This window comes from Shewanella sp. AS1, assembly GCF_021412565.1.
Classification (GTDB): domain Bacteria; phylum Pseudomonadota; class Gammaproteobacteria; order Enterobacterales; family Shewanellaceae; genus Shewanella.
On record NZ_JAKCLJ010000001.1, the window covers coordinates 846,683 to 861,197 of the forward strand.

Consider the following 14,515-nt stretch of genomic DNA (forward strand, 5'->3'; position numbering starts at 1 on the left):
CCAAAGTGTGTTAGTCAAAGCCCTAAGCCCCAAAGCCTAAGCCCTTATCCCAAGCGAATTTCCCTCAAGTCGTTACCTAAACTTGTCCACCTGAACTTAACCACTGTATCGCCTTCTATGCAGGAGATAATACAGAAGCTTATGCAGGGGAGCATTTCTGTTATTGACCCTTCACATCATTTCGATATACTCGAATATCAAACGATTTGTAAAAAATATAAAACAAAATTTCAAAGTCAAACTTCACATGAATCATCATTAAGGATGCCTGATGTCACAGCCCCGTTGCCCCTCCTATTACAATGCCACTATTGACCATGAAACCGACTATCCCGAGCTTGAAGGCGAGTTTGAGGTGGATGTGGTGATTATCGGCGGTGGTTTTACCGGCGTTGCAACCGCACTGGAGTTAAGTGAACAAGGGATAAAGGTGGCCTTGCTTGAGGCGAACAAAATCGGCTGGGGCGCGACGGGCAGAAACGGGGGGCAGGTGACGGGCAGTTTGTCGGGCGATAATGCCATGGTTAAACAGCTGCGTAATCGTATCGGCTTGGAAGCGGAAGAGTTTGTCTGGAACCTGCGCTGGCGCGGCCATGAGATCATCAAGCGTAGAGTAGAGAAATACCAAATCGAGTGCGATTTAAAATTCGGTCATCTGCATACTGCCTATAAACCTGGGCATATGGCGCAGATGCGCTCGACCTTCGATGAGGGTGTCAGGCGCGGCATGGGCGATGAGCTGACCCTGCTCACTAAAAGTGAGATAGGTGATTATCTGGATACGCCGCTTTATTTTGGTGGCTTACTCAATAAACGCAATATGCATCTGCACTCGGTCAACCTGTGTATCGGCGAGGCGAGGGCGGCTGACTCTTTGGGCGCAAAGATTTTCGAGCATTCTCAGGTACTCGATATTCAGGATGGTGATCATCTTTTGGTCAAAACGACCAAGGGGCAAATTCGTGCGCATAGTGCCCTGCTCGCCGGTAACGCTTATCATAAACTGGCGCGCAATAAATTGGGGGGCTTGCTGTTTCCCGCGTCCCTTGGAAACTGCGCTACGGTTCAATTAGATCCTGAGCTGGCTAAACAGCTAAACCCCCATGATGTAGCGGTTTATGATAGCCGTTTCGTGCTCGACTATTACCGCATGACGGCGGATCACCGCCTGATGTTTGGCGGCGGGACTAACTATTCGGGGAGGGACTCGAAGGATGTGGCCGCCGAGCTTAGACCTGCAATTGAACGGACATTTCCAAAGCTCAAAGGCGTAGAGATAGAGTTTCAGTGGACAGGCATGGCGGGCATAGTGGTGAATCGCATTCCTCAGCTGGGGAAGATCTCGCCAAATGTGTTTTATTGTCAGGGCTATTCCGGGCACGGGGTGGCGACGTCCCACATTATGGGGGAGATCATGAGCCATGCCATCAGAGGGCAGCTGCATGAGTTTGATCTATTCGCCAATATGAAACAGATCCGTCTGCCCGTCGGTGAATGGCTAGGAAATCAAGGGATGGCGCTGGGAATGCTCTATTACCGTATGATGGAGCATTTTCGTTGAGTCCTAGACAAGATTCGTTGAGCCAAAGACAAGAGAAAATACCGTTTTAGGCCGTGTTGCAAATTCAGCTCTGCAGCAAGCGTTAACTTACAACAAAGCTGAATGTGTGTGGAAAGCTGTGGTAAACAAGCTTATTTAACTTTCATTATGCCCACTAAGATACAGACGGCGCCGCCTATCATGCCGGCCCAGGCTTCGATAGGTGCATCACCGCTGAAGGCGCGGCTGAATTGAGAGCTGGCCGAATCGAAGATGTTATAGCCCCAGATGGCCAATGCCACGCCCGCAATGATAAGCACAATACCTAAAATTTTATTCATATTTTGATTCCAAAAGGTCAATTTAGTGAAAGTAAATGTAGATGGTTTTGGCTGTCATCGCCTAGGTAAGCATCACATTTTTTGATACTTTTTTGCAAACTTAATTTCTAAGGGGCGCTTTCAGGGGAGACGTGCTTCTAAATACTCCACCATGAGCCTGACTTTAGGCGACAGGTGACGGTTTTGCGGATAGAGCGCCCAGACCCCCTCGTGTGGCTCCTGATAAGCCTTTAACAGTGGGATAAGCCGACCTGCATGGATATCCTGGTTGATATAGTAGTTGGGCAGTTGGGCGATGCCTAAGCCTTTTAAGGCGGCGTCTCTTAATCCATGGCCGGTATTACACCTTAAACTGCCGCGCACCTTCACCTGGCGTTCACGCCCCTGATCGATAAAGCGCCAATAGTCATAGTTGCCGATTAAACAGTTATGCTGGCTCAGCTCCGACAGTGTATGGGGTTCGCCATAGGTTTTGAGGTAGTCGGGGGAGGCGCAGACAAAGTTGGTGCGCTGGCTGATACGCTTAGCCATCAGGCTCGAATCGGCCAGTTTGCCGATGCGAATGGCTAAATCTATCCCGCCGTCGATAAGGTTTATCTGTTTGTTGGTCAGCTGCACCTCCATCTCGACGCTGGGGTAGCGAAGCATAAAGTCGTTTACCAGAGGCAGAATATATTTCTCGCCGTAGGCCACGGGCGCGGTCAGTTTCAGCAATCCCTGGGGAGTATTCTTCAGGCTGCTTATGGCGCGCTCGGCTTCCTCTAGCGCGTCGAGTACCTGACGGCAATGGCGATAATAGAGATTTCCCTCTTCGGTCAGTGACACCTTACGTGTGGTGCGGTACAGCAGTTTGGTATCCAGCCTGCGCTCAAGGGCGCCGACCTGGCGACTTATCTGTGCAGTGGAGATCCCAAGGCGTTTCGCCCCAGCGGTAAAGCTGCCGGTTTCGCTGACCGCCACAAATTCGCTGACCCCTTCCCAGTGTTGCATTATTACTATCTCGTAAAAATCATTTGCGATTTAGCTAGATTATCATCGTGAGAGAAATAAATACAATGGGAGTAGAGTAGGGAGATGAGGCGCTTTGCCTTATTTCGTCCTAGCGTGACGGCAATTTTAAGCAGACGGTCTACAGTGAATGTGGACACTCAACCAATAAATGGAGCGGTTAACATGGCAGATAAATTTATTAAATCCAAAGCGGCAATCGCCTGGGCGGCGGGTCAACCTCTATCGATAGAAGAGGTGGATGTGATGCTGCCTAAGGCCGGTGAAGTCCTGGTGAAAATAGTTGCAACAGGTGTGTGTCATACCGATGCTTTTACCCTGTCGGGCGACGATCCTGAAGGGGTGTTCCCTGCCATTCTAGGCCACGAAGGCGGCGGTATTGTCGAGATGGTGGGCGAAGGGGTGACCAGCGTAAAAGTGGGCGACCATGTGATCCCACTGTACACACCCGAGTGCGGCGAGTGTAAGTTCTGTAAATCTGGCAAGACCAACCTGTGTCAGAAGATCCGTGAAACCCAAGGCAAAGGCTTAATGCCAGATGGCACGACCCGTTTTTACAAAGATGGTGAGCCGATTTTCCACTATATGGGCTGCTCTACCTTCTCTGAGTACACAGTACTGCCTGAAATTTCATTGGCGAAGGTGAATCCAGAAGCGCCGCTGGAAGAGGTATGTCTGCTAGGCTGCGGCGTGACAACAGGTATGGGCGCCGTACTCAATACGGCCAAGGTTGAGCCAGGTTCCAGCGTAGCGATTTTCGGTATCGGTGGCATTGGCTTGTCAGCCATTATTGGCGCGACTATGGCAGGCGCGACACGCATTATCGCCATCGACATCAACGAGAGTAAGTTTGAACTGGCCCGTCAGCTGGGCGCGACCGATTGCATCAACCCTAAAGATCATGACAAGCCAATTCAGCAGGTGATTGTTGAGCTGACCGATGGCGGCGTGGATTATTCGTTCGAGTGTATCGGCAATGTGGATGTGATGCGCTCGGCGCTTGAGTGTTGTCATAAGGGCTGGGGTGAGTCGGTGATTATTGGTGTCGCCGGTGCCGGACAAGAGATCTCGACCCGTCCATTCCAGTTGGTTACAGGCCGTGTGTGGCGCGGCAGTGCCTTCGGTGGCGTGAAGGGACGCTCAGAGCTGCCTGAAATCGTTGAAAAGTACCTGCGCGGTGAGTTTAAGCTCAGTGACTTTATTACCCATACTATGCCGCTTGAGGAGATCAATAGCGCGTTCGATCTCATGCATGAGGGTAAGAGTATTCGTTCAGTCGTTCACTTCGATAAGTAATGAATCAATAGCTAAAACTTATGGCCCTGGCCTGTGTAAACTGGCCGCTTTATGAAGGTGAATTATGACCTTAGAAAACATCAGCAGTACCAAGAGTTTTGGTGGTTGGCACAAGCAGTACCAGCATCAATCGACAAGTTTAGATTGCCTGATGCGCTTTGCTATCTATCTGCCACCTCAGGCCAGTGAAGGGCCAGTGCCAGTGCTCTACTGGCTGTCTGGGCTGACCTGCACAGATGAAAACTTTATGCAAAAGGCCGGGGCGCAGCGTATGGCTGCCGAACTTGGCATCGCCATAGTGGCGCCCGATACCAGCCCAAGAGGCGAAGGGGTGCCCGATGATGCCGACGGCAGTTATGATTTTGGCCTAGGTGCAGGCTTTTATCTTAATGCCACTCAGGAGCCCTGGCGCGCACACTACCAGATGTATGATTACGTAGTGCACGAGCTGCCAGCCTTGATTGAGCAGCACTTCCCCGTGAGCGAGCTTCGCAGTATTGCCGGTCACTCTATGGGCGGCCATGGCGCCTTGACCATAGGCTTGAAGAACCCGGAGCGGTATCAATCGATTTCGGCTTTTAGCCCCATAGCTAACCCCATTAATTGCCCTTGGGGCCAGAAGGCGTTCAGCCATTATCTGGGTAAGAATCGTGATACCTGGGCTGAGTATGATGCCAGCGAACTGCTGCGCCATGCCGAGCATAAGCTACCTATTTTGGTGGATCAGGGTAGTAGTGATAATTTCCTCGAGGAGCAGTTACAGCCTCAGGCCTTAGTGGAGGCGGCCAAGCTCAATGGGCATCCGCTGGAGCTGAGGATTCAGGAGGGTTATGATCACAGCTATTACTTTATTGCCAGCTTTATCGATGAGCACCTCTCTTTTCATGCCCAATATCTCAAGGGGTAATGGGGATATTTAAATTAAGACAGTAAAAAGCCGAACAGGAGTTCGGCTTTTTTATTTACTTAAAATATCAATAAGTTAAATTTCGACCTTGTCCATCTCAAGCTGCTGCAAGGAGATCACTGCCTGGGTGCGGTTGCGAACCCCTAACTTGCGGAAGATGGCGGTGGCGTGAGCCTTGATGGTGGCTTCAGACACGCCGAGATCGTAGGCTATCTGTTTATTGAGTAAACCTTCGGCAAACATCTGCAGCACCTTGTATTGCTGTGGCGTGAGATCCGCCAGTTTGCTTGCCATCTGATCTGTGGCATCTTCATTAATTTCGACCAGCTCAATATTGGCCGGTAACCAGATATCGCCATAAAGTACGGCGCTTAAGGCGTCGGTTAAGGTGTCCATCGAGGCAGATTTTGGGATAAAACCACAGCTGCCATAGTGGACTGCACGGCTGATGGTTAGGGCATCTTCGTGGGCTGAGATCACCACCACAGGCAGCTCGGGATAGTGAGTGCGCAGGTGAATAAGGGTGGAGTAACCGTGGGAGCCGGGCATCTGCAGGTCGAGCAGCACCAGATCATAGGGGGTATCGTTCTGTTCTAACAGGGATTGCAGGGCATCGGCACTGTCGGCCTCAAACCACTGGGTGTCGGCAAAGGATGTGCTTAATGCCTGACGCAGTGCGTTTCTGAACAGGGGGTGATCATCGGCGATGATAATATTTAGATTTTCGAGCTTCATTGCTTTGTGATTATCTTTTTGGCATTTGAAGATATCCCAATGTAACAGATAATTCACTTTTTGTTCATTTGTTTTTATCTTGCCGATAGGGCTGGGGGAGTGGTTAATCTGGTTTGCTGAGCTTTTCTATTGAAATCAGGGGCGGGTTTGGCCTGAAAGTAAGTGAAATAGACGTCATTTACTCTATTTCACTTACGGTATTCGCTTTTTTATGAATTTGTTACGTTCGTGCTTGTTGTTATCGCTGCAGGCTGGATTTTATCTTTTAGACCAGAGTCTAGCCCATCGGCCAGACTCTAACCTAGTGGCCTGGCTTTAGCTCAGCGGCCAAACTTTGGTGGGTTTACGATTGTCATCCACCGCCACAAAGGTGAAAACCCCGCGAATGGCATGCTCGCGCTGATCTTGATACATATCCTCGACATAGATATTCACCTCGACCTTAAGGGAGGTGTTGCCCACATGGATCACCTTAGCGATGATCTCAGCTAAGGTACCGGCAGGAATGGCCTTATTGAAGTCAATCCTGTCTGAGCTAACAGTCACCAGGGCTTTACGGCAAAAACGGGTCGCGGCGATAAAGGCGGTTTCATCCATCCATGCCAGGGCTTCACCACCAAATAGGGTGTTGTGGTGATTGGTTATTGAGGGAAAGATGGCTTTAATGACCCGCGCCTCAGATTGAGCGATGCGCACTCTGATGGCGTCGGTATCGTTCGGGTGTGAGTGGCTCAGGCAAACGGCTTGCCCTTGGGACGCAGGGGTGGTTTCTTGTAACATGTGTGACCTTAAATCGATTCGCGTAGGAAGTGCCAGTAGGGTTGCGACTTCCTTTTGGGTACAGAGATAACATTAGGCTCCATGACTGGAGCCTAACAGTGTCATTTTACTTGCTTATGTATTAGGCGAGTTTATTGATGCGTGCTCTTGCAGCCTTGGCCAGATCCCGCAGTAACTTTTCAGAGTCCTGCCAGTTCAGGCAGGCATCTGTGATGCTTTTACCATAGGTAAGAGGCTTATTTTGTATGACTTTCTGGTTGCCTTCTTCGATAAAGCTTTCTGCCATGATCCCGGCTATGGCGGTGGAACCTTGTTCCATCTGGCCGATAATATCCTTGGCTACCTCAAGCTGGCGCAGATGCTGTTTCTGGCTGTTGCCATGGCTAAAATCGATCACCATACGGTGTGATAAACCCACATCTTTCAGTTGTGCCGCTGCCGCCTGAACATCCTTTTCACAGTAGTTCGGCTGCTTGCCGCCACGCAGTATGATGTGACCAAATGGATTACCACTGGTGCGGTAAACGGCCATGGCGCCATCTTTATCGGGTGAGTAGAAGATGTGCGGCTCTTTGGCGGCGCGCACCGCATCAATGGCGATATTGATATTGCCGTCTGTGCCATTTTTAAAGCCGACGGGGCAGGAGAGGGCTGATGCCATCTCACGGTGGATCTGACTCTCTGTAGTGCGGGCACCGACCGCGCCCCAGGTGATCAAATCGGCAATATATTGACCATTGACCATATCGAGAAACTCGGTGGCAATCGGCAGTTTGAGTTCAGTGATCTGCTGCAATAGGTGACGCGCCAGACGTAGCCCTTTATTGGCATTGAAGCTGCCATCCAGATCGGGATCTGAGATAAGACCCTTCCAGCCCACTGTGGTACGAGGTTTTTCAAAATAGACCCGCATCAGGATACAGAGGTCATCTTTGAGTTCCTGATGCAGTACAGCCAGACGTTTGGCGTAATCGATGGCGGCTTGGGTATCATGAATTGAACAGGGGCCGATAATCACTAACAGGCGTTGATCATCGCCTTGTAAAATCGCTTCCACCTCACGGCGTTGCTGAACTAAGTAATCGGCGGCATCTTGGGTAAGCGGGTATTCAGATGCGAGCTTTGCAGGTGAAATGGCCTTACATAATAGGGTTGTACGGAGTTCGTCTGTTTTAATGGTCATTCAATATACCGAGCGTTTGTCTTGGCATTTAGCCTTAATGCTCAGGATTATAACGAATAGTTGCCGCGATCACAGTGCCTAAATGGTGAAACTTGGTGAAATTTAGGCGCCTGTGTAGCGAAATGAGATCCCGATTTAGCTTAATTTGGCCATCTCACCCAGTAAGCTAAGTGCAAGCTAGCTTTGTTAGCGGCAATTAAAACATGTGGCGTTCCAGTCCGGTTCGCTCCAGAATTTTGGTAGCTATCTCTTCTACCGAATGATTGGTGGTGTTCACATAGGGGATGCGTTCACGCTTATACATCATCTCCACCTCTTTGACTTCGATACGGCACTGTCTTAAGGAGGAGTAACGACTGTTTTCCATGCGGCTCTGGCGAATTTCATGCAGGCGCACCGGATCGATAGTCAGGCCAAACAGTTTCGATTTATTTTTCTTCAGCACCTCTGGCAGTTTGAGGTTATCCATGTCTTCCTCGATGAAGGGATAGTTTGCTGCCTTTATACCAAATTGCATCGACAGATAGAGGCTGCTGGGGGTTTTGCCACAGCGTGATACGCCGAGCAGCACGATATCGGCCTGATCGATATATTTCAGCGTCTGACCATCGTCATTTTCCATGGCATAGTTAATGGCATTGATGCGCGCCTCATAACTGTGGTTGGCTTTACCATGGGTTCTGTGGGTGACGGGCACGGCTTTCATTCCCAGCTGTTCTTCCAGTGGCGCGACGAAAGTATTCAGAAAATCATAGTCAATACACTCGCTGCTGTAGATGATATCCCTAATCTCGGGTTTCACTATGGAATGAAAAACCAGTGGTCGTTCGCCTGTTGTAATAAAACAATCATTTATTTGTTTTTTTACCGACTGAGCTTTTTTAACCGTTTCCACAAAAGGAATGGTAAGTGCCTCAAACTCAACTGGAAATTGAGATAGCACTGCATGGCCGAATACCTCAGCTGTGATCGCCGTCCCATCTGAAATGTAAAAGACTTTTCGTGACATTCTGACCTCTTGTAGTAATAAAATTACAAATAAAATTATACATTTACGCGCCTTGCTGTGGAGTGTAAAATGCCGCTGCTCTCGTGTGAAGAGCCACACTCAAATAAAACTTGCGGAGATAGAACTGTGCAGCAATATGTACTCTGGTATCAAGAACTAGGTATGGGTGACGTAAACAAGGTAGGCGGTAAAAACGCTTCTCTTGGGGAGATGATCAGTAATCTAGCCAATGCAGGTGTTCAGGTACCTGGTGGCTTTGCTACTACCTCCTTTGCGTTTAATGAATTTCTTGAACAAAGTGGACTTAACCAGAAGATATACGAAACTCTAGATTCTCTAGATGTTGATGATGTGAATGCACTCGCTACCGCTGGTGCACAGATCAGACAGTGGGTTATCGATACCCCATTCCATCCAGAATTCGAGCAAGTTGTCCGTGAGTCTTACGACAAGCTTGCCTCAGAAACTCAAGACGCTTCTTTCGCCGTACGCTCCTCTGCAACCGCCGAAGATATGCCAGATGCCTCTTTTGCCGGTCAGCAGGAAACCTTCCTTAACGTGAAAGGCTTCGATGCGGTACTGGTAGCGATTAAACACGTATTTGCGTCACTGTTTAACGACAGAGCTATCTCATACCGTGTGCACCAAGGATACGATCACAAAGGCGTTGCGCTTTCTGCTGGCGTACAGCGTATGGTTCGTTCTGATACCGCCGCTTCAGGTGTGATGTTTACCATGGATACTGAGTCAGGTAACAATGATGTAGTGTTTATCACTTCATCCTTCGGCCTTGGTGAAATGGTGGTACAGGGCGCGGTTAACCCTGATGAATTTTATGTGCACAAGCCAAGCCTGGTGGCTGGTCACAAAGCCGTTGTTCGCCGCAACATTGGCAGCAAGTTGATCCAGATGGTTTACTCTGACGACTTGAGTCATGGTAAGCAGGTGAAGATTGAAGATGTATCAGTCGAGATGCGCCGCACTTTCTCTATCAGCGATGAAGAGGTGATGGAGCTGGCTAAGCAGGCTATGGTCATCGAGAAGCACTATGGTCGTCCGATGGACATCGAGTGGGCTAAAGACGGTAACGATGGCAGACTCTATATCGTTCAGGCGCGTCCAGAAACCGTGCGTTCTCGCGAAGATGTACAGTTAATCGAGCGTTATCATCTGCAAACTAAGGGCGATGTGATTGGTGAAGGTCGCGCCATTGGTCATAAAATTGGTAGTGGTGTGGCAAAAGTGCTGGCCTCTATTGACGATATGGATCAGATCCAAGAAGGCGATGTTCTGGTTACCGATATGACTGACCCGGATTGGGAACCTATCATGAAGCGCGCTAGCGCCATCGTGACCAACCGTGGTGGCCGTACCTGTCACGCGGCGATTATCGCCCGTGAACTGGGTGTGCCTGCCGTCGTGGGTTGTGGTGATATCACAGATAAGATCAAACATGGTCAGGCTGTGACTGTCTCCTGCGCCGAAGGTGACACAGGTTATATCTACGAAGGTATTCAGGAGTTCAATGTGATGTCATCTCGCGTTGATGCCATGCCTGAACTGCCAATGAAGATCATGATGAACGTAGGTAACCCAGACAGAGCATTCGACTTTGCCCGTCTGCCTAATGAAGGTGTGGGTCTGGCCCGTCTTGAGTTCATCATCAACCGCATGATAGGTATTCACCCTAAAGCCCTGCTTGAGTTTGATGATCAAACCCCTGAGCTGCAGGAAGAGATCACAGAGATGATCGCCGGTTACGAGTCACCAGTAGAATACTATGTGGCGCGTCTGGTCGAAGGTATCGCGACTATCGCTTCAGCCTTCCATCCGAAGAAAGTGATCGTCCGTATGTCAGACTTCAAGTCTAACGAGTACGCTAACCTAGTGGGTGGCGATCGCTACGAGCCAGAAGAAGAGAACCCAATGCTTGGCTTCCGTGGTGCCAGTCGTTATATTTCTGAGTCTTTCCGTGACTGTTTCGCTTTAGAGTGTGAAGCGATTAAACGTGTTCGTGGTGAGATGGGGCTGACGAACGTTGAGATTATGATCCCATTCGTTCGTACCCTGGAAGAGGGTCGTCAAGTTATCGAACTGCTTAAAGAGCAAGGTCTTGAGCGTGGTAAAGATGGTCTGCGCGTCATCATGATGTGTGAGCTGCCTTCAAACGCACTGCTGGCCGATCAGTTCCTCGAGATTTTCGATGGTTTCTCAATCGGTTCGAACGATTTGACTCAGTTGACCTTAGGTCTGGACCGTGACTCAGGCATCATCAGCCACCTGTTCGATGAGCGTAACCCTGCGGTTAAAGCTCTGCTGGCGATGGCGATTAAATCGGCGAAAGCCAAGGGCGCCTATGTAGGCATCTGTGGTCAAGGCCCTTCAGATCACGCCGACTTCGCTGCCTGGTTGGTAGAGCAGGGCATAGATACAGTATCACTTAACCCTGATACCGTTATCGATACCTGGTTATACCTAGGTGAGCAACACGCTTAATTTATCTTCTGTTAAGCGAACGCGATAATTGATAAAAGCCGCTTTTTAGCGGCTTTTTTTTGTTTATAATGGCACAACAAATTTTTAACCAATAGACAACGCCATGCTGCCAAAGTTATCCCATCAACACACCCTTGAGCCTGTATACCTTGAATTTCTTGATACTTTGGCCAGTAGTGGCTTTACTGGCGATATAGATAAGCGCTATAGCGCGCGCCTGGCTCAGGCGACCGATAACTCTGTCTATCAGTTCTTACCTCAAGCGGTACTGTATCCGCGAAATCAAACCGATGTGCGAATCGCGCTCAAATTGGCGGCTAAGCCTGAGTTTGAAACAGTCGTGTTCAGCGCCCGTGGCGGCGGCACAGGCACTAACGGCCAGTCGTTAACTCACGGCTTAGTGCTGGACTTGTCGCGCTATATGAACCGGGTACTTGAGGTCAATGCCGAAAAGGGCTGGGTGAGAGTCGAAGCGGGTGTGGTTAAAGATGCGCTTAACGATGCATTAAAACCCCACGGCTACTTTTTTAGCCCGGATTTGTCCACCTCTAACCGCGCCACATTAGGCGGGATGATCAACACAGATGCTTCGGGGGCGGGCTCCTTGGTCTATGGTAAAACCTCAGATCATGTGCTGGAACTGACCAGTATTTTATACGATGGCAGCGTACTGGAAACCGGCCCAATGGGTAAGCAGGCGCTAAGGGAGTTGGAGCAAAGGGAATTGGAGCAAAGGGAACTTGAGCAGGGCAATGCTCTGACGCTAGCCGAGCAGTTGCAGAGGGACGTTGCTAGGCTGACCCTGGAGAATCGCGATGAAGTCGAGGCTCGTTTTCCAAAGCTGAATCGTTTTCTGACCGGATACGATCTGAAAAATGTTTGGAACGACACGCTCGATGAATTCAACCTGTCGCGCATTATTACCGGCTCGGAAGGCACTTTGGCTGTGGTCACCGAGGCCAAGCTGGATATTACCCGCCTGCCAGCCACGCGTACTATGGTCAATATCAAGTATGACTCGTTTCAATCGGCGCTGCGCCATGCGCCGGATCTGGTCAAGGCTAATGCCACTGTGGTGGAGACCATAGATTCAAAAGTCCTTAATTTAGCCAAGCAGGACATCATCTGGCATTCGGTCGACAGCCTGATTGAAGAGGTGCCAGGTAAAGTTATCGATGGCCTGAATATGGTGGAATTTGCCGGCGAGAGTGATGAGGTAGAGCAGAAACTACAGGCCTTGTGTCAGATGCTGGATATGCAGATGGCACAGACACAATCAGCAGAAGGGGCCGGAATAGAGGATAAAGCAGGGCAGAGCGGTGTGCTGGGTTATCAGGTAACCTCAGATGCCGCCTCAATCAATACTATCTACGCCATGCGCAAGAAGGCGGTGGGCCTGCTAGGCGCAACCAAAGGCAGCCGAAAACCCATCGCCTTTGCCGAGGATACTGCGGTGCCGCCGGAGAAACTGGCCGACTATATTATGGAGTTTCGTGCGCTGCTCGACAGCCATAAACTGCAATATGGCATGTTTGGTCATGTGGATGCAGGGGTGTTGCACGTGCGCCCCGCCTTGGATATGTGCGATCTCAATGATGAACGCCTGCTAAAAACCGTGTCGGATCAGGTGGCGGCGCTCACCCTTAAATATGGCGGCCTGATGTGGGGTGAGCATGGCAAAGGGGTGCGCGGTGAATATGGTCCCTCTGTGTTTGGCGACAAGTTATTCGGCCTGTTAGAGGAGGTCAAAGGCCTGTTCGATCCGCTCAATAAGCTCAACCCGGGTAAGCTGGTGGCGCCGAAAAACAGCGGCGACCTGCAATACAATGTCGACAGCATCAAGCGCGGCGCATTCGACCGTCAGATCCCTGTCAATACCCGCGAGGCTTTTCCCGATGTGATGAACTGTAACGGCAATGGTTTGTGTTTTAATTACAGCGTTTATTCGCCCATGTGTCCGTCGTTCAAGGTGACAGGGGACAGGGTGCAATCGCCTAAGGGCCGCGCCGGCTTGATGCGTGAATGGCTGCGTTTGTTGGAAAACGAAGGGGTCGATGTGAACGCGCTGGCCAAGGCGAAACCGCTAGGCCTGCTGCAACGAGCGCAAAACAGCTTTAAGAAACAGAAAGAGTATGATTACTCCCATGAAGTGATGGAGTCACTCAAGGGGTGTCTGGCCTGTAAGGCTTGTAGCTCCCAATGTCCTGTGAAGGTGGATGTGCCTAAGTTTCGTGCCCAGTTCTTTAATATCTACTATCAGCGTTATCTGCGGCCGATGAAAGATTATCTGGTGGCGGGCATCGAAGATTCCTTACCTCTGATGGCCATGATGCCCAAGGTGACCAATGCTGTGTCGCAGAATAGTCTGAGCAAATGGGTGATCAAGCAGTCTTTAGGTTATGTGGATGCGCCGGCTCTGTCTGTGCCGACCCTGAAACAGCGTCTAGAGAATCATGCCTGCCGCGGCTATGACTTGCTCTCATTGCAGCAGATCCCGCAAGGTGAGCGCCATCAATATGTGCTTGTGGTACAAGATCCTTTTAACAGTTACTACGAGGCGGATACTGTGTATCACTTTATTCGTCTTATCGAGCAGCTGGGGTTGAAGCCGGTACTGCTGCCTTTTAAACCTAACGGTAAACCTATTCATATCAAAGGTTTTCTCGATAAGTTTGCTAAGACGGCCAAATCCAGTGCGGATTTTCTCAATCAGGTGTTTGCTTTGGGCATGCCTATGGTGGGGGTGGATCCCGCCATGGTGCTCTGTTATCGCGATGAATATAAAGAGGTGCTCGGAGATGAGCGCGGCGAGTTCCATGTGCAGCTGGCGAACGAATGGCTGCTTAAGGTGATTGGCGAACGTGAGCCTTTATCGCAAACAGATAAAGCTTTTACCTGGTTTAGTCACTGCACTGAATCCACGGCTAAGCCCAATACGTCTAAAGAGTGGCAGGCTATTTTCGCCCACTTTGGTGCGAGCCTAGATACAGTGAATCTGGGCTGCTGTGGTATGGCGGGCACCTATGGCCATGAGAGTGAAAACCATGAGCGCTCTAAGGCATTGTTTGATATGTCTTGGGATCAAGCGATTAAACAGTTGCCTTCGGAGCAGATCTTAATCTCGGGCTATTCCTGTCGCAGTCAGGTGAAACGTTTCGGTGGTTTTAAGCCTAAGCATCCGCTGCAGGCACTCTTGTCTCTGCTTGAGAATAGGAGGTGA

Annotated in this window: 11 protein-coding genes; 5 read left to right on the top strand and 6 right to left on the bottom strand. The window is 50.0% G+C overall.

Going from position 1 to position 14,515, the window contains the following annotated elements; translation table 11 throughout:
- The first annotated feature begins 271 nt into the window (after positions 1-271).
- Positions 272-1,561 (top strand): NAD(P)/FAD-dependent oxidoreductase, encoded by a 1,290-nt coding sequence (locus tag LZP69_RS03730; protein WP_234198831.1) that lies wholly within the window; start codon positions 272-274, stop codon positions 1,559-1,561.
- A gap of 131 nt (positions 1,562-1,692) precedes the next feature.
- On the opposite strand, the gene LZP69_RS03735 is transcribed toward LZP69_RS03730, so the two are convergent.
- Together LZP69_RS03735 and LZP69_RS03740 are read right to left on the bottom strand one after the other, a co-directional pair.
- Positions 1,693-1,881 carry a DUF3185 family protein gene (locus LZP69_RS03735; RefSeq protein WP_234198832.1) on the bottom strand — a complete coding sequence of 63 codons (189 nt, stop codon included), beginning with the start codon at positions 1,879-1,881 and terminating at the stop codon, positions 1,693-1,695.
- Between the two features lie 120 nt (positions 1,882-2,001).
- The gene (locus LZP69_RS03740; RefSeq protein ID WP_234198833.1) at positions 2,002-2,871 is read right to left on the bottom strand and encodes a LysR substrate-binding domain-containing protein; all 870 of its coding nucleotides are present in this window, start codon (positions 2,869-2,871) and stop codon (positions 2,002-2,004) included.
- 183 nt (positions 2,872-3,054) lie between these two features.
- Between LZP69_RS03740 and LZP69_RS03745 the strand changes: the two genes are divergently transcribed.
- Complete coding sequence (locus LZP69_RS03745; RefSeq protein WP_234198834.1) at positions 3,055-4,185, top strand: S-(hydroxymethyl)glutathione dehydrogenase/class III alcohol dehydrogenase; 1,131 nt, start codon at positions 3,055-3,057, stop codon at positions 4,183-4,185.
- 64 nt (positions 4,186-4,249) lie between these two features.
- Complete coding sequence (fghA, locus tag LZP69_RS03750) at positions 4,250-5,092, top strand: S-formylglutathione hydrolase (protein ID WP_234198835.1); 843 nt, start codon at positions 4,250-4,252, stop codon at positions 5,090-5,092.
- 75 nt (positions 5,093-5,167) lie between these two features.
- On the opposite strand, the gene LZP69_RS03755 is transcribed toward fghA, so the two are convergent.
- The 4 genes from LZP69_RS03755 to ppsR form a co-directional block, all read right to left on the bottom strand.
- Positions 5,168-5,827 carry a response regulator transcription factor gene (locus LZP69_RS03755; RefSeq protein WP_234198836.1) on the bottom strand — a complete coding sequence of 220 codons (660 nt, stop codon included), beginning with the start codon at positions 5,825-5,827 and terminating at the stop codon, positions 5,168-5,170.
- A gap of 315 nt (positions 5,828-6,142) precedes the next feature.
- Positions 6,143-6,607: an acyl-CoA thioesterase gene (locus tag LZP69_RS03760; RefSeq protein ID WP_234198837.1), complete on the bottom strand. Its 465-nt coding sequence runs from the start codon at positions 6,605-6,607 to the stop codon at positions 6,143-6,145.
- Between the two features lie 121 nt (positions 6,608-6,728).
- The gene (locus LZP69_RS03765; protein WP_234198838.1) at positions 6,729-7,790 is read right to left on the bottom strand and encodes a 3-deoxy-7-phosphoheptulonate synthase; all 1,062 of its coding nucleotides are present in this window, start codon (positions 7,788-7,790) and stop codon (positions 6,729-6,731) included.
- Positions 7,791-7,986: 196 nt separating this feature from the next.
- Positions 7,987-8,799, bottom strand: a complete 813-nt coding sequence (gene ppsR / locus LZP69_RS03770; RefSeq protein WP_234198839.1) for a posphoenolpyruvate synthetase regulatory kinase/phosphorylase PpsR — start codon at positions 8,797-8,799, stop codon at positions 7,987-7,989.
- 126 nt (positions 8,800-8,925) lie between these two features.
- Here ppsR and ppsA point away from each other — a divergent pair, with 126 nt between their 5' ends.
- Both ppsA and ydiJ read left to right on the top strand, forming a co-directional pair.
- Positions 8,926-11,295, top strand: coding sequence for a phosphoenolpyruvate synthase (ppsA, locus tag LZP69_RS03775; protein ID WP_234198840.1), 2,370 nt, complete (start codon positions 8,926-8,928; stop codon positions 11,293-11,295).
- A 103-nt stretch (positions 11,296-11,398) separates the two neighbouring features.
- Positions 11,399-14,515, top strand: coding sequence for a D-2-hydroxyglutarate dehydrogenase YdiJ (gene ydiJ, locus LZP69_RS03780; RefSeq protein ID WP_234198841.1), 3,117 nt, complete (start codon positions 11,399-11,401; stop codon positions 14,513-14,515).

Bases quoted from the DNA above. Each gene is read 5' to 3' on its own strand.
- LZP69_RS03730 (WP_234198831.1), top strand. From the start codon at position 272: ATGTCACAGCCCCGTTGCCCCTCCTATTACAATGCCACTATTGACCAT.
- LZP69_RS03735 (WP_234198832.1), bottom strand. From the start codon at position 1,881: ATGAATAAAATTTTAGGTATTGTGCTTATCATTGCGGGCGTGGCATTG.
- LZP69_RS03740 (WP_234198833.1), bottom strand. From the start codon at position 2,871: ATGCAACACTGGGAAGGGGTCAGCGAATTTGTGGCGGTCAGCGAAACC.
- LZP69_RS03745 (WP_234198834.1), top strand. From the start codon at position 3,055: ATGGCAGATAAATTTATTAAATCCAAAGCGGCAATCGCCTGGGCGGCG.
- fghA (WP_234198835.1), top strand. From the start codon at position 4,250: ATGACCTTAGAAAACATCAGCAGTACCAAGAGTTTTGGTGGTTGGCAC.
- LZP69_RS03755 (WP_234198836.1), bottom strand. From the start codon at position 5,827: ATGAAGCTCGAAAATCTAAATATTATCATCGCCGATGATCACCCCCTG.
- LZP69_RS03760 (WP_234198837.1), bottom strand. From the start codon at position 6,607: ATGTTACAAGAAACCACCCCTGCGTCCCAAGGGCAAGCCGTTTGCCTG.
- LZP69_RS03765 (WP_234198838.1), bottom strand. From the start codon at position 7,790: ATGACCATTAAAACAGACGAACTCCGTACAACCCTATTATGTAAGGCC.
- ppsR (WP_234198839.1), bottom strand. From the start codon at position 8,799: ATGTCACGAAAAGTCTTTTACATTTCAGATGGGACGGCGATCACAGCT.
- ydiJ (WP_234198841.1), top strand. From the start codon at position 11,399: ATGCTGCCAAAGTTATCCCATCAACACACCCTTGAGCCTGTATACCTT.